This window comes from Oerskovia paurometabola (assembly GCF_016907365.1).
GTDB classification, from domain to species: Bacteria; Actinomycetota; Actinomycetes; order Actinomycetales; family Cellulomonadaceae; genus Oerskovia; species Oerskovia paurometabola.
On sequence record NZ_JAFBBV010000001.1, the window covers coordinates 430,844 to 450,027 of the forward strand.

The following is a 19,184-nucleotide window of genomic DNA, read 5'->3' on the forward strand; positions in this document are numbered from 1 at the left end:
CGCGCCGCAGTGTGGAGATCGACGCAGGGGGAGTGCGGGCGCGGTGTGGAGCTAGCCCGCTCCACACCGCGCCTGCTCAGCTGGTCTAGCGCGACGGGATGAGGTTGGCCTGCTCGGCGTCGGCCCGGTTCCAGACTGCTGAGTCGCCCGCGAGAGTCTGGTCCACGATGAACTTGGTGAGGACCTTGAAGTCCTGCGCGCGGGAGCGCGTGGAGTAAGAGCCACCCGCCCTAGCCTCGATCACTCCGAGTGCGAACCAGCTGTCCGTCGGCTCGGCATACACCGGCAGCGACATCTGCTCGTCGAACGCCTTCCACGCCGTCACGATCTCGTCGGAGCTCTTGCCCTCCTTCAAGAGGTCGTGCCAGGCGGCCGCGAAGGCCCGCACCACCACGTTGGACGCGATGAGGTGCTGCTGGCGGAGCTCAGCGGGGCTCAGGTCGCCATCGATCACCTCATTCAGTGACGGGAACGCAGTGAGCAGCGCCTCCTCGAAAGCCTCATATTCCTTCACGAGGTTCTGGTCCTTGAGGGACTGAGCGACCACCCGCCCGACACGCCCATTGCCGACAGCCAGCGCCCGGATGATGTCGGCGACGTGCTTCGCCCCGAGCAGGTACGGCGACGTGCCGCCGACGCGGTCCTGCTCGAGGTCGACCCTGCCCTCGAGCAGGTCCGACGTCTCGAGCACGATGTTGAGCGCCCGGCCTACCGCCGTCCGGTCGTTGAAGCGGTCACGAACGGAGCCTGTGATGCCCTTCGCGTTGTCGTTGATGTCGACAAAGATGCGCCGGGCGGTCTCGATCGCGTCGGTGAGCACGATCTGTACGGATACACGCTCGGAGGCCAGTCGCTCCCGGACCGCGATTTCCTTGTCCAGGAGCTGCTGGTGGTGTTCGATGAGCGCGGGCTCCTCCTGCCGCTTGGCCGCCGCGACCGAAGCGCGAGCCTTCTCGATGCGGGAAATGAGGCGCTCCCACGCCAGGTGGAAGCCGAGCGTTCGGTGCTGGCCGTCGACGATCTGAATCTCGCCCTTCGCGTCCTTCGGGACGGCAAGGATGCCGAACTGCGTGGTCGCCGTGTTGATCACGTCGTACGGCTGAAACTCGAAGATGTCCGGGGAGCGCAAGAGCAGAGCGGGCGACACCCACTCCGGCTTGTCGAGCAGGTACTCCGCGAAGTCCTGCGCGTGCTTCAGGACGATCCTGCGCTGCGTCGAGTTGACGTCGAGAGGCTTGTCCGGATCGGGCTTCGGCAGGAACGTCACCAGCTCTCGGACCGAGAAGTCCACGGAGTAGACGGTCCGACCTCCCTGCGTGTACCGGGAGGCGAAGAAGCGCTCGTACGGGTCGTACCCGGTCGGAAGGATGAAGGCGTTGGTGGTCATCTAGGGCTCCTAGTTGAGTGGATCGACGGTTAAGGGTGTCGGCCGGACAACAAGAACCTTAGGGCCGGCTTTGCCGGCTTGTCAATGGATTAAGCGGCTTAAACATGGAACAAGTTCGACCGCCGGGTGTGAACGACGAGTGCACCTTCACGCTGCACAGGGTGATACACGCGCCGCTGCCAGTCGGCCATCGGGTCAGGGGATGACCCTCGTGCACCATCGAGAGTCCACGCCTGTTGCTAGGCACTCGGGGTCGGCGGTGATCTGACCCTGCAGGCGGACGACCTCAGCGTTCGCCGCTTCCAGCGCAGCGCCCGCGTTCTCCAGGTCCTGGCGGACCTGTACCAGCTCGCTCGTGGTGGCGCCGACGTTCGCGCGAAGGTCGCCGTTCTCCTGCTCGAGCTGCGAAATGTAGACGTTGGAGGACTGCCGGTAGCGGAAGTACTCGGCAATGCTCCAGACCGATCCGATCAGGGCCAGCATGAAGCAGGAGCCCATAACGAGGTTGAACTTGCTCAGCTTGCGGGCCTGCGGCATCAGGGTCCTCTGTGTCGTGCGCACGCGGGCGCGTGGCGGCGTGACTCTACCGCTCGGGCGCCCAGCACCCGGGCGGGCCCGCAGCGCGAGCATCCTCCACGCATGACAACACCGACTGCGTGGCAACGGCGCCGCGCTCCGCTCGCGACCCGCCGCCCTGGCACCCTGGATCGAGCACTACAGCACCCACCGCCGCCACCAAGTCCTCGGCGGACTACCCCCGATCGGCAGGCTGTAGCCAACCTCCTGGCCGGGTACAACTAGCGCGGCCCGGCGTGAACAGGTCTGGCCGGCGCCGTGTTCGAAGACTGACATGGTCTACGGCACCGTTCTGCGACGCGGTGACAACGGCGGAGTCTCGAACGTTTGTGCGAGCCGCGCTCCGCGGTATGGTTCTCCAATGACCGCAGAGCCCAACACCGTCGCCACTGAACGGACGTCCGTCGAACTCTTCGCAGGGGCCGGAGGGCTCGCTCAAGCCGTCCAACGCGCGGGGTTTCGGGCGTTGCTCTTCAACGAGTGGGATCGGCGGGCGGGGGAGACGCTCGAGGCGAACGGCGCGAAACCGCGGGTGGAGCTCGACCGAGTCCCCTCGCCTGGCGAGCCGACACCGCTCGTCGTGGGTGATGTTCGTGAGCTGGACATGCGGTACCTGCGCGCCGCCGACGTCGATGTTCTCGCCGGCGGGTGCCCGTGTCAGCCGTTCAGTCTCGGTGGCATCCACAAGGGCGTCGAGGATGAGCGGAACGGCTTCCCCCACATGTTCCGCGCTGCGCGCGAGGTGCGGCCGAAGGTGATGATGGTGGAGAACGTGCGTGGACTCTTGCGCGCATCGTTCCGCCCATACTTCGAGTACATCCAGCGCGAGCTTGCCCATCCGTTCGCGGTACGGGCTAACGACTCGACGTGGGAGCAGCATGACGCTACGCTCCGCGATCTAATCGCAGCGGGAGGCGGACCCTCCTCCGAACGGTATGACGTTGTTGTCACACCAGTGAACGCCGCCGACTATGGCGTCCCACAGGTTCGCAGCCGCGTCATCATGGTCGCCTTTCGGTCGGACCTCGGCGTCGACCTTGCGGCATTCCGCAAGGCGGTACGCCCGACACACTCGGAGACCGCATTGAACCAGTCGATTCGTGACGGCTCCTACTGGGAGCGACACCCCAACGTGCCCGCATTTGTTCGCGAGCGTGTCGTCGCAAGCCTCCCGGAGGCTGAGGTGGACGACGGGCTTCTGCCGTGGGCCACGCTTCGGGACGCGATCGAAGGGATCGATGGGCAGCCGACGCTCCCGCCCATCCCGACACAGTTCCTCGACCGCAAGGAACGCATGCTGGGTGGTGTTCGGGAACACATCGGCTGGCCGGGCGCGCGGATCTACAAGGGCCATACCCCGAACCTCCTTGACCGACCGGCGAAGACCGTCAAGGCGGGAGTTCACGGCGTGCCTGGCGGCGAATCGGTGATGCTGCTCGACGATGGCACCCATCGCTACATGAGCGTTCGCGAGACAGCGCGTGTCATGACTTTCCCCGACGATTGGATCCTCGAAGGCCCACGCGGGGAGCAGATGCGCCAGCTCGGAAACGCCGTGCCGGTCAAGCTAGGTGAGGCCGTCGCCCGTGCGGTTCGTGAGGTACTGGACCAGGCGGGAGCGTGACGTCCGAGGTGCCGCGGCTTGTCTCGCCGTGGCGAGAGGCCCGACCGGCCGACGAGGCGTGGAAAGGGGCCGAGGGTCGGTCGGCCCGAGCCGGGAGATTCGAACAGGATCGCGCGGCGGGTGGCCCCGAGTGGCGGCTCGTGGACACCGGTGATGGGCGCGCCGCGCGCGCCTCGGTCGAACTCAAGCTCTTGCCGAAGCAGCGTCGCATTAGGGCATACCTCCGGTGGAGCCAGGGGGGTAAGACTCGCGTCAGCTACCTCGGTGAGGTCGAACGGCCGACGCGAGCACAGAACTTGCGTGCTGCGTGGGACATCGCGCGAGAGAAGGATCTACTCGTCGAACCGGATGACTCGTGGGCATCGTCGCCCGCATCTAGAGCCGTCATGAAGGCGAACAGGCCACGGGACACGTCGCCCGAGTTGGCGGTTCGTTCGGCTCTCTTCAGGATGGGCATGCGATATCGCATCGGGATCCGGCCACTCCCCAACCTGCCGCGAACTGCCGACATTGTGTTCCCAAGCGAGCGGGTCGCGGTGTTCGTGGACGGGTGCTTCTGGCACGGCTGCCCAGATCACTATCGGCCCGCAGCGGGAGAGACTTCGGAGTCATGGTCGGACAAAATCTCTGCAGACCGCGCCCGTGATGCTGACACCTACCGCCAGTTGACCGATGGCGGGTGGGAAGTGGTACGGGGTTGGGAGCACGAGTCCGCGCAGGTGGTGGCGGCGCGCGTCCGTGAGGCCGTACTTCATCGTCGTGGTCGGTAGGTACAAATCGTCTGCGAGGCTAGATTGGGCTCCTCGCACCGCCGTGAGGTGCATCAGCTGGCGGGTGAAACAGCGCATGAGGCCCCTCCTGACAGAGATAGATATGCCACGATCGGCACATGAGTTTCGTACCCGCGTACTATGACCCACTTTCGACCAAGGGGCTGACGGCTGTCGTTTGCCAGAAGTTTGAGGAGCAACCCGCGACGGCGCTGGCGAACATCCAAGACTTCAGCGGCGCGGGACTGTACGCCATCTACTACGAAGGGGTCACGCACGGCCTCTACCGCAAGCTGAGCCCACTTCTTGTCCCGGTCTACGTCGGGTCGGCGCAGCAGAACGCAAGCGCCACGGGACGCTCAGCGCCCACAGCAAACCCTCTCTACAAGCGAGTCCAGAAGCACAAGAAGTCGATCGGCCAGAGCGGTCTCGATCTTGACGAGTTCGTCATCCGCATGCTCCTCATGCCGGACGTCCATATCGACCTCGGCGAGAACGGACTCCGCGTGGGATATAAGCCTGTCTGGAACGCTGTCTTCACGGGCTTCGGCAGTAACGAGCAAGGGGCGACTACGCGGACCGGCGCTCAATCGGCTTGGGATGCGGCCCACCCCGGGCGTGCGCGGACCTACGGCTCGGCCAGGATCGCGGCGAGTGTCGCCAAGGAGCAGTCGATCGCGAGCAAGCTGATCGACATGCAAGTGGCACTGTGCGGCGCGCGGGGCGCGATCGACTGGGCGTTCTACGACCCTGACGCGATCGAGGTTCCAAAGAGCTAGACACACGACGCGCGACAAGTCCGCATCCCGTCGCGCTGCTGGCGCTGCCTCTCGCGGTTGAGGGGGCCGCAGTGACCGCCGCTCACTGAAGCAGCGCCTTGCTGCTCGTCGATGTTCCCCACCCTGGGACACTCCGTCGCGCGGGGCGGGGCTTCCTCGATTCAGTGGTGCCCACTGAACCACACGCCAGCGTCCGCTGGAGGACCTCTCTCGTGCTTTCAAGGAGGATAGCGTGGGCATCCATGCCCTGAAGCGGCAGGGTTCACGATTAGTGAAATGGCCGGCCACAAGATCTATGACCGCATTCCGTAGGTATCTGAACGGCGACCGAGTCCCTGGGCGGCGTGAGCGCGTCGTCCCAGGCTTGTTTGACCCGGTCGACGACTACGCGAGCTCGCCGCTAGATGTTCTGGCTCATGAGGTTGGTGACGCTGGCTGGGAGTCGTGACGCTGGGGGACGGTTCCCGATGGCGGTGGTCGTGATGGTAGTTGTAGTGGACTCGATCAGGTCCACGACCTCGTCCGGGGTCTGGGTCGGGGAACGGTGCGGGGCCGAGGACCGTTCCGCCAAGCCGACTTCGCCGAGCTCCTCGAACCGGCGCTTCCACTTGCTCGAGCACGCCCTCGAGATGCCGGCCTCTGCCGCGACGTGAGCAACCGGATGTGTCCGACAGCGCTCGACCAGGCGCCGTCTTCCAGCAGGAGCGCCACTAGTGGATTGGTTGACCAATCAAGCCGGCGGGTAGGGAGCCCGTGATGTTGAGCCATACAGAGCCAATCCCATTCGGACATGGAGGTATACGCGACAGTGGCGGCCGCCTCCTGGCGGAAGCGATCGAGCATGTCCTTCTCGGCGTTCCGGGGGTCGTTCAGGCGTCGAATGTGAGGTGTTAAGTCCCAAGACCTGTCGCGTTGCCCACGAAACCACGGAGTTTTCGGCGGCGAAAGTTCGCCAATCAGGCGAATGAGGTCAGTGACGTCGCCGATCTCACGCGTCGTCGAACTGTTCGGTGGGGCATCGTAGGTCGGGCCTCCGTCCGTCATCTGGTACCAGCCTTCCCTGGGGCCTTAGAGGGGCTTGCCTTCGGGCGGAGTGCGGCTGCCGGTCCGATCGAGAGCCAGTTCCGATCACCCCCCAGCAGCTTCTCGAACACCCGCTCGCTCACGACCGGGATCCCGTACCGCCGAGCCGTGCGCGCTTTGCCGGACAGCGAGTCCGGGTCGGCGGCGATGACGACGCGGGTGCGCTTGGTGACGTTCGGCCACGGTGCGAGCCCGGCTGCCCGCGCCTCACGTTCCCAGTCCTCGCGCGGGCGCGTCATGGCCCCGGTCAGCACGATCTCGTCGCCGCGCGCCAGTGTGAAGCGGGGCCTGTCGGCCACGGTCGCCACGGTCCCGGCAGTCGCCTCGATCATCACCGCGACGTTCGCGTCGGAGACCACGACGGCCGCCGCACCGGCGTGTGCAGCCGGGGCCGCGCCCGTCACAGCAGTCTCCCCGGCGCCGGCCGGTGCGCCGCAACCATCGGCAGCACTGCGGTCATCTCCCAGCCCGACAGCGCCGCTCGCCTCCGTGCCCAGGTGCGCTCCGCCGTCAACCACGCCGCGACCCGCCCGCGCGACCGCCGCCGCGACGTCGTCGGCGTCCAGGCCGAGCTGGTCGGCGACCTCGTGGAGGTCGGCGACCTCGGCGTCGGAGAGCACGCCGTCCGCGAGGGCGACCCGCGCGAGCGCGTCGAGGTACCCGTGGTGCAGCGACTCGACCTGCGCGCGGCTGAGCCCGGCCTCCTCGGCGGCGGCGAGCAGGGCGCCGCGCTCGGTGAAGGACACGTACCGGTCGAGCAGGGCGAGGTCGAGGAGCGCGAGGTAGTCGTCGGCCTGGGGTGGGAAGGGGACGCGGTCGAGGCGGTCGGACAGGCCGGACAGCCAGTGGCCGGTCGGGCGGCTCGCGCCGCGCAGCACGGGCGCGAATGCCCCGGAAGAGGGCAGCCACGGCCACGAGTGCGTCGCGGACGCCTCGTGCGCGACGGCCCAGAGCGGGTCGGTGTCGTCGAGCCCGAGGTAGTGCTCGAGGAGTCCCGCGGTGGCGCGCGCGTCGCCGAGGGCGGAGTGGGCGCCGTCGTGCACGACGCCCGCGAGCTCGCAGCAGATCGCGAGACCGCGCGGCGCGGACGGCAGGAACGTCCCGGCCAGGCGCATGGTGCACAGGCACGCGAGCGGGTCGATCCCCACGGGCAGTCCGACGCGGCCGAACTCGGCGCGCAGGAACCGGGTGTCGAAGCTCGCGTTGTGCGCGACGATCACGCGGCCTTCGAGGAGGCGCGCGAGGTGCGGCGCGACGACGGTGAACGTGGGTGCGAGCCCGACGTCGGCCGCGCTGATGCCGTGCACGTGCTGGGGGCCGAGGTCGCGCTCGGGGTTGACGAGCGTGCACCACTCGTCCTGGACGCGGCCGGCGGCGTCGGTGAGGACGACGGCGACCTCGGCGATGCGGTCGTGCTGGCGTGGCGAGAACCCTGTGGTCTCGAGGTCGATCACGGCGAATCCGGGCACGGGGGACAGCGTGCCAGGTCGGGGCTGCGGGGTGAAGTCCGCGCATAGGAGGCGGCGAGGGAGTTCTCGCCGAGCGAGACGCGCGAATCGTTTTTAACCTGGACGGACATACCAATTCATCGGGGGAGCCGTAGTGCGCACTGCCGCCATCACGACCACAGTCCTGCTGTCCGTCGCCGTGCTCACGGGCTGCAAGGGCGGGGAGACGGGCCCGGGGCAGCCCACGCCGAGCCCCACCTCGACCAGCTCCCCGACGCCCTCCCCGACGACCCCGCCGGTCACCCCGACGCCGACCCCCACGCCGACCGACCCCACGACGCCCACCGAGCCCGGCGAGAACGAGGTCTCGATCCGGGTCCAGATCCCCGAGCGCACGGCACCGCCCTCGGGCGACTGACGCCGGCTCAGCCCTTCGCCCGCGCCGCCCGCCGTCGACGCCTCGCCTCCTCGGCCTTCCGCTCTGCGTCCTCGAGCTCACGGTCCACCGCGGCCAGCTCCTCCTCCGCCGCCGCGAGGGTGTCCCGCGCCTGGTCGAGCGCCGCGAGCATGTCCTCACGCTCGGCGGTCAGCCGGGCGATCTGCTCGTCGAGCTCGCTGAGCCGCGCGTCCAGCGGCCCGACGGCGTCGCTCGCCTCCCGCACGACGTCGGCGGCCTGGTCGCGGCGTCCTTCGAGCCGGTCGATCTCCGCGGCCGCGTCGGCGACCTGACGCTCCGCGTCCGCGAGGGCGGTGTCCGTTCCCGGGTGCTCGGTCACGGGTGGGGGAGCCTCCTCGCCCTGCTGCCCGGCGGCCCGCGAACGCGCCCCCGTGCCGCGCCGCGCCGCGCGCTCCGCGCTCAACGACACGACGTCGGCGCTCTCGCCCGACTCGTCCACGATCCCGAACCCGACGTACTGGAGCGCCTGCGTCAGGCACCCAGCCCGCACGAGGGCCCCGGCGTCGCGGTCCATGACGGCCGCGGTGAGCGTCTCGCCGAGGCGCCGCAGCACCTCGCCCGACACGGCGCGCCCGCCGACCTCGCCCGCGCGCGACACCTCTCGCACCAGCGCGTCGACCTGCCGTCGACGCTCGTGGTCGAGCTCGGTGAGTCGCGCCCGGTCGCGCGCCTCGGTCGCGGCGCGCAGGTCCTCGCCGAGTCCGACGAGGTCACCGACCTCGTCGGGGTGCGTGCGGGCGACCTGGTTGACGACCCACGCGGCGACGGTCGGCTTGGTGAGCGCGCGCAACCGTGCGGCGCCCACGGCGTCCCCGGCGGTCGTCGCGTGCTTGGCGGCGGCGTTCCGCGCGGCGACGAACTCGTCGAGAGGCAGGGCGAACAGCCGGTCGGCGGCCTGCTCGCCGCTCGTGCCGGGCTCGTCGCTCATCGGTCCAGCGTCGCACCGTTCCCGGGCCGGCACCTTCCAAGTACCTGACGGCACGGAGAAGGTAGGGTCCAGGGTTGACCGCGTCCGGCCCGAACCCGGGCGTCGTGCACAGTCGTCGACACGCAGGGGAACCCATGGACCAGGAAGCGCCGCTCAGCGTGGCCGTCGCCGACGCGCCGACCGACGCCACCGCCGCCGACGCCACCGCCGACGCCACTGCCGACGCCACCGCCGCCGACGACGCGACGGACGCCCCGCCGTCGGGCAGCGTGGAGCGCGACGGCAGCGAGGAGACCGCGAAGAAGCCGCGCCTCGACGCCCTGGTCACCGGCTGGGTGGGTCGCGCCCTCGACGCCTACCCGCGCCCGGCCGTGCCGCTCACCGAGCACTGGGACGCCTCGGCCGCGGGGCTGGTGCGCCAGGTCCCGCTGGTGCCGCGCTTCGCGACCAAGCCGCTCGAGCTGCTCGACCGGTTCGGGGCCGTGCACGTCGGCCCGCGCGAGGTCGGGTTCGACGGCGGCGCGATCGACTGGGACCGCGTGCTCGAGGTGCGCACGCAGCCTGCGTGGTCGAGCCTGTCGGCCGACGCGCTCGAGGCGAACTTCGCGCAGTACCTGCGCGTGATCCCGCGCGTGCCGGGGCGCGGCTGGGTCCTGGGCAAGGTCTCGGAGCTGCTCGTGTCGCTGTACCTGAGCGTCGTCCCGCTGCCCGACGACGCCGCTCGTCTCCTGGAGCCGGGCGACACCACGGACGAGGCGCCGGTCGGCGGTGCGGCGCCCGCAGGCGGCTCGTTCACGCGGCGGACCGTGACCGAGATCCTCTACAAGCGGCGCATCGGCGAGGGGGAGCGGCAGGCGAGCACGACGTCGGTCCTGCTGCAGCTCGCGTTCCCCGGGTCGACCGATGCGATGCTCGCGCTCGCGGCCGAGCGGGGCGTGCGGGTCGTGCACGTCCCGGTCGACGAGGGCGAGATGGGCGCGACGATCAAGCGGGCCGCGGCGTGGCGCTCGACCGCGCTGGGACTACGGGACCGCTTCACGCGAGACACCGGCCCGACGGCGTAGCCCGGCCCGGGCGGCGACCGCGCCGCCCTGCCTGGCCCCCGCGCGCGGTCTACGCTCCGAGAGGGGCACGGCGACGGCACGACACGAGGCGGGACGGCACATGGCACGCAGGACGATCGTCATCACGGGAGCGAGCGACGGGATCGGGTCGGCGGCAGCCCGGGCGCTCGCCACGGACGGGCACGAGGTCGTGGTCGTGGGGCGCTCGCCCGAGAAGACCGCAGCCGTCGCGCGCGAGCTGGGAGCCGACCACTTCGTGGCGGACTTCGCACGCCTGGCCGAGGTGCGGGCGCTCGCCGCGCAGCTGCGGGACCGCTACGAGCGGATCGACGTCCTCGCGAACAACGCGGGCGGCATCATGGCCGACCGTCAGGTCTCCGAGGACGGCCACGAGCTGACGTTCCAGGTCAACCACCTCGCGCCGTTCCTCCTCACGACGCTGCTGCTCGACCGGTTGGAAGAGAGCCACGCGAGCGTCATCAGCACGAGCAGCGCCGCGCACCGGCTCTTCAGCGACTTCCACGTCGACGACCTCGAGTCCGAACGGTCCTACGCGCCCAACACCGCGTACGGCAACGCGAAGCTCGCGGTGAACCTGTTCACGCGCGAGCTCGACCGCCGGTACCGCGCGGCCGGCATCGCGGCGGCGTCGTTCCACCCCGGCGTGGTCGCGACGAACTTCGCCGCGACGTCGACGAGCAGCATGCGCGTGATGTACCAGACGGTGCTGAGCCGCTTCCTCACGTCGTCGACCAAGGGGGCCGACACCCTCGTGTGGCTCGCGACGACGACCCCGGGCGTCGACTGGGAGCCGGGGAGCTACTACGTCAAGCGCAAGGTCGCGACGACCCATCCCCTCGTGGGTGACCCGCGGCTCGCGGCCGAGCTGTGGGAACGGAGCGCGGCGATGGTCGCCGACGACGACGCCCCGGGGGCGGCGGCCTGAAGACTCGGGCCCGACCGGCGCACCGGCCGTACGTGTCGAACGGGCCCCGGACAGCACGACGGGCCCGGTGCTCTCGCATCCGGGCCCGTCGACTCACCGCGCCGCCGGCCGAAGGGGGGTGACCTGCGGCGGGGAGGTCTGGAAGACCGTCAGGACGCGGAGGTCGTGACCTCGATGCGCTGCGGCGTCGTGCCGGCGTAGACGCCGGCGACGGTGACGGTCAGGACGCCTGCGTCGTAGCGGGCGCTGATGGCGCTCGCGTCGGCGGCCTGGGGGAGGGTCACGACGCGGTGGAACGCGCCGTAGCGGACCTCGCGGACGCGACGGCCCTCGGCCTCCTCGGCCCGCTCGTCCTTGCGCTCGCCGCGCACGACGAGCTTGCGGCCCTCGACCTCGACCGTGACGTCCTGGGCGGGGTCGATCCCCGGCAGGTCGAAGCGGGCGACCAGGTCGTCGCCGTCCTGGAAGACGTCGGCGTGGGCCGGGACGCCTGCCACGGGGCGGGCGGTGAGCAGGTCGCGCAGGGCGCGGTCGAACGCGGGGGCGGTGGTCAGGGTGGTCGTCATGGTGACTCCTTCGGTCGGTGCGGAACCTCTGACCGGTACAACTTGAGTCGCCTCCGCTCAATTCCGGGTCGGCGTTCGCCCTGGACGAACGACCGACGACCCCGGAAGGCGCGCCGACCGGGCCCCGTCGTGGCGGGGGGCTACTCGCAGCCCACGCCGTCGCCGTCGCGGTCCAGCTTCTTGCTGTACCCGGGGTCTCCGGACCGGATCGGCGCCTTGCCAGCAGCCCGGACCGCGTCGCAGTTCGCGTAGGACACCGCGCCGCCCCCGCTCCCGCCGACGATCCCGGCGGGCGCGTCCGGCGTGGTCACCTTCGGTGCGCTCGACGACGTGCCCGAGCGACCCGTCGCCGCGCTCCGCGCCTGGAGGTCGGCCTCGGCCGCGGTGACCGCGCCCTCGCGTCCTTCGACCGCCGTCAGCCGGGCCTGGAGGTCGGCCTCGGCCGTCACGGCGGCCGACTCGCGGGTCGCGAGCTCGGCCTCCTTCGCGACCGCTGCCTCCTCGCGGGCCGTGACGTCGGCCTGAGCGGCGCCCAGCTCGTCCTGCGCGGTCGTGAGCGCCGCGCTGTCCTCGTCCAGGGCGGCGCGAGCCTCCGTCGCCTCGCCCAGGGTGGCCTCGGCGGCGGCGAGCCGCGAGCCCGAGGGCACGGCGCCCAGCAGTAGCCCGACGACCAGGAAGGCGAGGCACAGGAAGGCGACGAGCACGATGCGCCGCGTGCGACCGTCGTGACGGCCTGCCACGGCTCCCGCACCGGTGAGGCTCGCGACCGGCAGTGCCATGGTCTGCTCGGTCGGTTCGACCGCTGCGGGGTCCTCGACCCAGAGCGGCCAGTCGGCGGGCTTCGCCGGCCAGCGAGGGTCGGGCGTCCAGTGGGGGTCCGGGGTCCATCCCTCGGGCGGGGTGGGCCAGCCCGGGGGCGGGTTGAAGCGAACGGTCATGGCAGGGCTCCTCGTCGAGCGGGCACGCGCGCGGCGGTGCCGGGGCGACCGTCGTTCGGTCGACACCCCGGAGGCTAGGGGGAGCAGAGCCCTCGCGTCAGCACCCGGGAGGGGGTGAAATCCCCCGGGAGCGGACCGCGACGCGTCAGTTCTCAGGTGCTCCCAGCACGGCGACGAGGAAGTCGCCGTCCTCGGCGAACGGCCGCAGGTCCCACGTCGAGAGCTTGAGCTGAACCTCGAGCCCGGCCTCGGCGGCGTCGGCGAAGAACGCGTCGAACGCGTACCCGCGCCCCGCTCCGAAGCCGACGACGGCCCGACCGCCCGGCGCCAGGTGGGCGCGGAAGCGGCGCAGCACCTCGACCTCGGTGCCCGGCGCGAGGAACGTGACGACGTTCCCGGCGCACACGATCAGGTCGAACGGCTCGGCGATCCCGGCCGCGGGAAGGTCGAGCTCGGCGATGTCCCCGACGAGCCACGTCGAACCGGGGTGGTCTGCCTCGGCGGCCTCGATGAGCACGGGGTCGACGTCGACGCCCACCACGGTGTGACCGCGCGCTGCGAGCTCGGCACCGACGCGCCCCGGGCCGCTGCCCGCGTCGAGGATGCGGGCGCCGCGGGGAACCATCGCGTCGACCAGCCGGGCCTCGCCCGCGAGGTCGGCGCCCTGGGCGGCCATGGCGCGGAACCGCTCGACGTACCAGGTCGAGTGGGACGGGTTCACGGCGGTCTTCTGCTCCCAGCGGGTGGGGTTGGCCTTGCTCACCGGTGGCTCCTCGGGGTCGGGCGGGGCTCTGAACGGGCTCGGCGGCGGCCACGAGAGCGGGTCGCCGCACCTTCGACCGTACCCCCACCGGGTACTACCCCGGCGACCGTCCAGCGCCGACCAGACCCGGTCTCACCGACCGGACCCGGACCCCTCGCCCACCACGAGGTTGCCTGCGGTCGAGAACGGGATGGAGGTCGGTATCGGCGGCAGAACGACCTCAACCCCGTTCTCGGCACCCCGGGGACACCGGGCTAGCGGCCGAAGACCTCCAGGACCGGCGTCTCGCCGTCGACGAAACGGACGAACTGCCCCACGGTCGACGGCGAGCGCAGGGCCTGCGCGACGACGAGGGCGACGTTGCCGCGCGACGTCTTCCCCTCGTGCGCGTCGACCGTGATCATGCCGGTCGGCTCGTCGTTCGTCAGGGTGCCCGGGCCCAGGATCGTCCAGTCCAGGTCGGTGCCGCGCAGGTGGTCGTCGGCGGCGAGCTTGGCGTCGGCGTACGGGAAGAAGCTGTTGTCCTCCGGCACACCGTGGTCCGGCACCGAGCCGATCCACGACACCATGACGTAGCGCGAGACGCCCGCGGCGGCGGCCGCGTCCATCGAACGGATCGCGGCGTCCCGGTCGACGGCGTAGGTCCGCTCCGGGCTCCCGCCACCGGCGCCGGCGGACCACACCACGGCGTCGTGCCCGCGCAGGGCCTCGGTGATCTCCTCGGTCGTGGCGTTCTCGACGTCGAGCAGCAACGGCGTGCCGCCGAGCTCCTCGACGAGCGGGAGCTGCGACTCGTGCCGCACGATCCCGCTCACCTCGATCTCGTGGTCCCTGAGGATGGGGACGACCAGGCGACCCACCTTGCCGTGGGCTCCGATCAGGGCGACGTTCATGGTTCTCCTCGTGGTGTCGGTGACGGTGCTCCCTCCACGGTGCACCGAGGACGCGCGCTCCGCCCGCTGGGGGCAGGCAGGACTACTCCTCGACGACCGCCACGGTCACCTCGATGTTGCCGCGCGTCGCGTTCGAGTAGGGGCAGACCTGGTGCGCGGCCTCGACGAGCTCCTGGGCCACCGCGCGCTCGACGCCGGGCAGGCTGGCCTCCAGCTGCACGGCGAGGGTGTACCCGCCGCCGTCGAGGGGGCCGATCGAGACGCTCGCGCCGATGGCCGAGTCGACGACCGAGACCTTGCGCTGGCGGGCGACGCCCAGGAGGGCCGAGTGGAAGCATGCCGCGTAGCCCGCGGCGAAGAGCTGCTCGGGGTTGGACCCGTCGCCGGTGCCGCCCATCTCCTTGGGTACGGCGACGTCGAGGTCGACCCGCCCGTCGGTGGACCGGACGTGGCCGTTGCGGCCCTCTCCGGTGGCCAGGGCTTCCGCGGTGTAGAGAGTCTTCATCGTGCTACCTCCAGGGTGGGGTCGACGGGTGAACCTCTCGAACGTATGTCGCTCGGGGCAACAAGGTGTGGTCGGTTCGCGCAGAGCGCAGCGGCCGCACTCCCCGCCGTCGGGGTGCGGGTACCGTGGAACGGCCGCCGTCTCGGCGACCCCCCTCGACCACGGACTGACCGCACCCCCATGAGCAACGCACCTACGCCGTCGGGCACGCCTGACAGCGCTTCCCCCTCCCTGCCCGACGACGCCGCGCACCCCACCGCGCCCCTCGCCCCCGAGGGCGAGCAGCTCTCCCACGGCCTGCGCACCCGGCACCTGACCATGATGGGACTGGGCTCCGCGATCGGGGCCGGCCTGTTCCTCGGCAGCGGCGTGGGGATCGCGACCGCGGGACCCGCCGTCCTGGTCTCGTACGCGGTCGCAGGCCTGCTCGTCATCCTCGTCATGCGGATGCTCGCCGAGATGGCGTCGGCCGTGCCGTCGAGCGGTTCCTTCTCGGTGTACGCCGAGACCGCGCTGGGGCGCTGGGCCGGGTTCACCATGGGCTGGCTCTACTGGTTCACGCTCATCATGGTGCTCGGCGCCGAGATCACGGGTGCCTCGCAGATCGTGTCCGGGTGGGTCCCCGGCGTGCCGCAATGGGTCGTCGCGCTCGTGTTCGTGGCGGCGTTCGCGGTCGTGAACCTGTGGGGCGTCAAGCACTTCGGCGAGTTCGAGTTCTGGTTCGCGTTCATCAAGGTCGCCGCGATCGTGGCGTTCCTCGTGATCGGGGTGCTGCTCGTGCTGGGCTGGCTGCCCGGCACCGACCCCGTGGGGACGACCAACATCTTCGGCGACCCGGCCTCGCTCGCGGGCTTCGCGCCCCACGGGCTGCCCGGCATCGCGGCGGGGCTGCTCGTCGTGGTCTTCGCGTTCGGGGGGATCGAGATCGTGACGATCGCCGCGGCCGAGGCCCGCGAGCCGCAGAAGGCCATCGTGACCGCCACCCGCTCGATCGTGTGGCGCATCCTCTTCTTCTACGTGGGTGCGGTCGCGATCATGGCGCTCGTCCTGCCGTGGGACGCCCCCGAGCTGCTGAGCGGCCCGTTCGTCGCGGTGCTCGACCTCGCGGGGCTGCCGAGCGCGGCGCGGCTGATGGAGGCCGTCGTGGTCGTCGCGCTCCTGTCGGCGTTCAACGCCAACGTCTACGGGACGTCCCGCATGGCGTTCTCGCTCGCGGGCCGCGGCGACGGGCACCCGGCGCTGACCAAGGTGTCGCCGACCGGTGTGCCGTGGGTCGCCGTGCTGCTGTCGGTGTTCTTCGGCCTCGTGTCCGTGGGGCTCAACTGGCTGCTGCCGGGCGAGGTCCTGGGCATCCTGCTCAACGCCGTGGGTTCGGCGCTGCTCGTCATCTGGGTGTTCATCGCGGTCTCGCAGCTCCGGCTGCGCCCGCGCCTCGAGGCCGCCGCAGGTGGCGCGGACAGGATGACGCTGCGCATGTGGGCCTACCCCGGGCTCACCTGGGCGACGCTCGCGGGGCTCGCCGGGCTGATCGTGCTCATGCTGTTCGACGACGCCGCACGCGTCCAGCTCGTGTCGACGCTCGTGCTCGTGGGCGTCATCGTCGGGATCTACGCGGTGCGGTCGCGGCTGCGGAAGCGGACCGAGCGGGCCGGCGTCGGGTCCTGACCCGTTGACACCCACCCCCTCGCGGGTGTGCGCTGGAATCTCGCGCCAGGGAGCACCGGGAGTCTCGGGGAGAACCCATGTCTCGCATCGCCGGCTGGATCACGCACCGCTACGCCAAGTGGGTCGTCATCGCCTTCTGGGCGGTCGTCCTGGCCCTGACCGCGCCGCTGGCCGGAAAGCTCACGGGCGCGCAGGACAACGACGCCAAGTCGTGGCTCCCGGCCGACGCCGAGTCGACCCAGGTGCTCGACGTCGCGAGCAGCTTCACCTCGCCCAACACGATCCCGGCGGTCCTGGTCTACGTGCGCGAGTCCGGCCTGACTCCCGAGGACCTGGCCAAGGTCTCCCAGGACGTCGCGACCTTCGGTGAGCTCGACACCCTGGACGGGGACGTCGTCGGGCCGATCCCGTCCGAGGACGGGCAGGCCGTCCAGGTGATCGTGCCCCTCGACCTGGGCAGCGAGGGCTGGAACCTCGCGGCCGACGCCGTCGCGGACCTGCGCGCGACCGCGGAGGACGGCGCGAACGGCATGGACGTCTACGTGACGGGCCCGGCGGGCGCGGCCGCCGACTCCTCGAAGGCGTTCGAGGGCATCGACTCGACGCTGCTCTACGCAGCGGCGGGCGTCGTGATCGTGATCCTGCTGCTGACCTACCGCAGCCCCACGCTGTGGCTCCTGCCCGTGGTCTCGGCGGGCGTCGCGCTGACCGTGTCGCAGGCCGTGGTCTACGTGCTCGCCGACCGCACGGGCCTGACCGTGAACGCGCAGAGCGCGGGCATCCTCACGGTCCTGGTCTTCGGTGCGGGGACGGACTACGCCCTGCTGCTCGTGGCGCGCTACCGGGAAGAGCTCCGTCGCCACGAGGACCGGCACGAGGCCATGTCGCTCGCGCTGCACCGCGCGGGCCCGGCGATCGTCGCGAGCGGTGCGACGGTCGCGATCGGCATGCTGTGCCTGCTGTTCGCGCAGATGAGCTCGACGGCCGGGCTGGGGCCCGTCGCGGCGGTCGGGATCGTGGTCGCGCTGCTGGTGATGCTGACGCTGCTGCCTGCGCTGCTCGTCGCGACGGGCCGGTGGGTGTTCTGGCCGCGCGTGCCGCACGTGGGTGACGACGAGCCCACCGAGCACGGTGTGTGGGCGCGGCTGGGCGGCCGGATCGCGAAGCGGCCCCGGCGTGTGTGGGTCGTGACGTCGATCGTCCTGGCCGTGCTGGGCCTGGGCATCACGCAGCTCGACGCGAACGGGCTCTCGAGCGCCGAGTCGTTCCGGGGCGAGCAGCCGTCGATCGTGGGCGAGCAGGTCCTCGCCGAGCACTTCCCGGCGGGGTCGGGCTCGCCCGTGGTCGTCGTCGCGGACGACTCGTCGCCCACCGCGGTCGCCGCGGTGCACGACGCGTTCGCGGGCACCGAGGGGATCGACGCCTCGAGCGTGACCGAGCCCGTGTCCGCGGGCGGGTACGCGTACATGGAGGGCACGCTCACGTCCGAGCCGGACTCGCAGGCGGCGTACGACACGGTCGACCGGGTCCGGGACGCGGTCCACGCGGTCCCGGACGCCGACGCCCAGGTGGGCGGGGCGAGCGCGATCACGCTCGACGTCCAGCGCGCCTCGGCCGCGGACAACATGCTCATCATCCCGATCATCCTGCTGACCGTGCTGGTCATCCTCGCGCTGCTCCTGCGCGCGATCACGGCGCCGCTCGTCCTGGTCGCGACGGTCGTGCTGTCCTTCACCGCGGCCCTCGGCGTGAGCGCGCTCGTCTTCAAGTACGTCTTCGGCTTCGAGGGCGCCGACACGTCGCTGCCCCTGTTCGTGTTCGTGTTCCTCGTCGCGCTGGGGATCGACTACAACATCTTCCTCATGACCCGGGTGCGCGAGGAGTCGCTGCGCGTCGGGACGCGGCGCGGCGCGCTGATCGGGCTGGCGGCGACGGGGGCGGTCATCACGTCGGCCGGGCTGGTGCTCGCGGGGACGTTCGCGGTGCTGGGCACGCTGCCTGTGGTCGCGTTCGCGGAGATCGGGTTCGCGGTCGCGTTCGGCGTCCTGCTCGACACGCTCGTCGTCCGGTCGGTGCTCGTCACGGCCCTCAACCTCGACGTGGGACGGCACATGTGGTGGCCGAGCGCCCTGGGCCGCAAGGAGGACGTGCCGGTCGAGGCGACCCCGGTGGTCCCGACGGGCGCACCGGTCCGCGAGTAGCACCCGGTCAGGACGGCCCACGCCCGACGGCGGAGCGCACCGCCGAAGGGTGTCGGACCATGCCGTCGTCGACGAGGACCCGCCAGAGCGCCGCCTCCGATTGCTCGGAGGCGGCGCTGACGGTGGGTTCAGGCGGTGGGGAGTGGCGACTCGCGGAATCGAATCTGTGCGGCCTGTCGAGTCACCCCGAGTGTGCGTCCGATGTCGGCCCAGGTTCGCCCGGCTGCTCGGGCCTCACGCACGGCTGCCCTGAGCTCGGCCTCGGCTTCCTCAACACCTCGCTGTGCGAGACCGACCCGACGAAGCTCGCGCGGGTCATCGGCCGGAGTCGACGCCGGGTCGAGGGAGTCGAGCCAATCTTCTGCTTCTGCCGTTTCGCCACGGGGCGCATCTGCTGGTCGCGGGACGACGTAGATGACCTCGATCGGCTCTCCGAGTGATTCGTCGAGTTCGTCGAGCGGCGTCTCGTCGGCCGAAGCGAGACTGAGATGCGCGACCTTCAACAGGCGGCGGGCCTCGTCGAGAGCGTCGTGACGAGTGGTCAACACCCGGCCGGTGACGGCTGGGTCCTTGCGCGTTGTCTTGGTCATC

18 protein-coding genes and 2 pseudogenes are annotated in these 19,184 nt (G+C 70.9%); 8 read left to right on the plus strand and 12 right to left on the minus strand.

Features of this window, described 5'->3' with window-relative positions; genetic code table 11:
* Positions 1 to 85 precede the first annotated feature (85 nt).
* Both JOD48_RS01915 and JOD48_RS01920 read right to left on the minus strand, forming a co-directional pair.
* On the minus strand, positions 86 to 1,387 hold the full coding sequence (locus JOD48_RS01915; RefSeq protein ID WP_204807025.1) for a DNA sulfur modification protein DndB: 1,302 nt from the start codon (positions 1,385 to 1,387) through the stop codon (positions 86 to 88).
* Positions 1,388 to 1,582: 195 nt separating this feature from the next.
* A complete protein-coding gene (locus JOD48_RS01920; protein WP_204807027.1) occupies positions 1,583 to 1,924 on the minus strand; it encodes a hypothetical protein in 342 nt (113 codons plus the stop codon).
* Positions 1,925 to 2,324: 400 nt separating this feature from the next.
* Between JOD48_RS01920 and JOD48_RS01925 the strand changes: the two genes are divergently transcribed.
* The 3 genes from JOD48_RS01925 (at position 2,325) to JOD48_RS01935 (ending at position 5,136) form a co-directional block, all read left to right on the plus strand.
* A complete protein-coding gene (locus JOD48_RS01925; protein WP_204807029.1) occupies positions 2,325 to 3,587 on the plus strand; it encodes a DNA cytosine methyltransferase in 1,263 nt (420 codons plus the stop codon).
* A 140-nt stretch (positions 3,588 to 3,727) separates the two neighbouring features.
* Positions 3,728 to 4,357 carry a very short patch repair endonuclease gene (locus JOD48_RS01930; RefSeq protein ID WP_307824275.1) on the plus strand — a complete coding sequence of 210 codons (630 nt, stop codon included), beginning with the start codon at positions 3,728 to 3,730 and terminating at the stop codon, positions 4,355 to 4,357.
* A gap of 119 nt (positions 4,358 to 4,476) precedes the next feature.
* Positions 4,477 to 5,136, plus strand: coding sequence for an Eco29kI family restriction endonuclease (locus JOD48_RS01935; RefSeq protein ID WP_204807031.1), 660 nt, complete (start codon positions 4,477 to 4,479; stop codon positions 5,134 to 5,136).
* Positions 5,137 to 5,632: 496 nt separating this feature from the next.
* Here the strand turns inward: JOD48_RS01935 and JOD48_RS01940 are convergent.
* The 3 genes and pseudogenes from JOD48_RS01940 to JOD48_RS01950 all read right to left on the minus strand — a co-directional run.
* Positions 5,633 to 5,866, minus strand: a pseudogene (locus JOD48_RS01940) (helix-turn-helix domain-containing protein); the annotation flags it as partial.
* A gap of 32 nt (positions 5,867 to 5,898) precedes the next feature.
* Positions 5,899 to 6,180, minus strand: a pseudogene (locus JOD48_RS20295) (FRG domain-containing protein); the annotation flags it as partial.
* The gene (locus tag JOD48_RS01950; protein WP_204807033.1) at positions 6,177 to 7,688 is read right to left on the minus strand and encodes an exonuclease domain-containing protein; all 1,512 of its coding nucleotides are present in this window, start codon (positions 7,686 to 7,688) and stop codon (positions 6,177 to 6,179) included. The pseudogene JOD48_RS20295 and the gene JOD48_RS01950, both read right to left, overlap by 4 nt.
* Before the next feature lie 133 nt (positions 7,689 to 7,821).
* Here JOD48_RS01950 and JOD48_RS01955 point away from each other — a divergent pair, with 133 nt between their 5' ends.
* On the plus strand, positions 7,822 to 8,085 hold the full coding sequence (locus JOD48_RS01955) for a hypothetical protein (RefSeq protein ID WP_204807035.1): 264 nt from the start codon (positions 7,822 to 7,824) through the stop codon (positions 8,083 to 8,085).
* A gap of 7 nt (positions 8,086 to 8,092) precedes the next feature.
* Here JOD48_RS01955 and JOD48_RS01960 read toward each other — a convergent pair whose 3' ends face one another.
* On the minus strand, positions 8,093 to 9,052 hold the full coding sequence (locus JOD48_RS01960; RefSeq protein WP_191789917.1) for a hypothetical protein: 960 nt from the start codon (positions 9,050 to 9,052) through the stop codon (positions 8,093 to 8,095).
* Between the two features lie 134 nt (positions 9,053 to 9,186).
* Here JOD48_RS01960 and JOD48_RS01965 point away from each other — a divergent pair, with 134 nt between their 5' ends.
* Both JOD48_RS01965 and JOD48_RS01970 read left to right on the plus strand, forming a co-directional pair.
* The gene (locus JOD48_RS01965) at positions 9,187 to 10,116 is read left to right on the plus strand and encodes a hypothetical protein (RefSeq protein ID WP_204807037.1); all 930 of its coding nucleotides are present in this window, start codon (positions 9,187 to 9,189) and stop codon (positions 10,114 to 10,116) included.
* Positions 10,117 to 10,216: 100 nt separating this feature from the next.
* Positions 10,217 to 11,062, plus strand: coding sequence for an SDR family NAD(P)-dependent oxidoreductase (locus tag JOD48_RS01970; protein ID WP_191789915.1), 846 nt, complete (start codon positions 10,217 to 10,219; stop codon positions 11,060 to 11,062).
* A gap of 149 nt (positions 11,063 to 11,211) precedes the next feature.
* Here the strand turns inward: JOD48_RS01970 and JOD48_RS01975 are convergent, their stop codons facing one another.
* The 5 genes from JOD48_RS01975 to JOD48_RS01995 all read right to left on the minus strand — a co-directional run bounded on the left by JOD48_RS01975 (position 11,212) and on the right by JOD48_RS01995 (position 14,727).
* Positions 11,212 to 11,628 carry an Hsp20/alpha crystallin family protein gene (locus JOD48_RS01975; RefSeq protein ID WP_204807039.1) on the minus strand — a complete coding sequence of 139 codons (417 nt, stop codon included), beginning with the start codon at positions 11,626 to 11,628 and terminating at the stop codon, positions 11,212 to 11,214.
* A 140-nt stretch (positions 11,629 to 11,768) separates the two neighbouring features.
* Positions 11,769 to 12,566: an excalibur calcium-binding domain-containing protein gene (locus JOD48_RS19365; RefSeq protein WP_239527310.1), complete on the minus strand. Its 798-nt coding sequence runs from the start codon at positions 12,564 to 12,566 to the stop codon at positions 11,769 to 11,771.
* Positions 12,567 to 12,711: 145 nt separating this feature from the next.
* Positions 12,712 to 13,329, minus strand: a complete 618-nt coding sequence (locus JOD48_RS01985) for a class I SAM-dependent methyltransferase (RefSeq protein ID WP_204807041.1) — start codon at positions 13,327 to 13,329, stop codon at positions 12,712 to 12,714.
* A 254-nt stretch (positions 13,330 to 13,583) separates the two neighbouring features.
* Positions 13,584 to 14,222: an SDR family oxidoreductase gene (locus JOD48_RS01990; RefSeq protein WP_204807044.1), complete on the minus strand. Its 639-nt coding sequence runs from the start codon at positions 14,220 to 14,222 to the stop codon at positions 13,584 to 13,586.
* An 82-nt stretch (positions 14,223 to 14,304) separates the two neighbouring features.
* The gene (locus JOD48_RS01995) at positions 14,305 to 14,727 is read right to left on the minus strand and encodes an organic hydroperoxide resistance protein (protein WP_191789911.1); all 423 of its coding nucleotides are present in this window, start codon (positions 14,725 to 14,727) and stop codon (positions 14,305 to 14,307) included.
* 180 nt (positions 14,728 to 14,907) lie between these two features.
* Between JOD48_RS01995 and JOD48_RS02000 the strand changes: the two genes are divergently transcribed.
* Positions 14,908 to 16,392: an amino acid permease gene (locus JOD48_RS02000; RefSeq protein WP_204807046.1), complete on the plus strand. Its 1,485-nt coding sequence runs from the start codon at positions 14,908 to 14,910 to the stop codon at positions 16,390 to 16,392.
* Positions 16,393 to 16,469: 77 nt separating this feature from the next.
* Entirely contained in the window at positions 16,470 to 18,593 is a 2,124-nt protein-coding gene (locus JOD48_RS02005) for an MMPL family transporter (protein ID WP_204807048.1), read from the plus strand.
* A gap of 128 nt (positions 18,594 to 18,721) precedes the next feature.
* Here JOD48_RS02005 and JOD48_RS02010 read toward each other — a convergent pair whose 3' ends face one another.
* Entirely contained in the window at positions 18,722 to 19,183 is a 462-nt protein-coding gene (locus JOD48_RS02010; protein WP_204807050.1) for a hypothetical protein, read from the minus strand.
* Position 19,184: the final 1 nt, after the last annotated feature.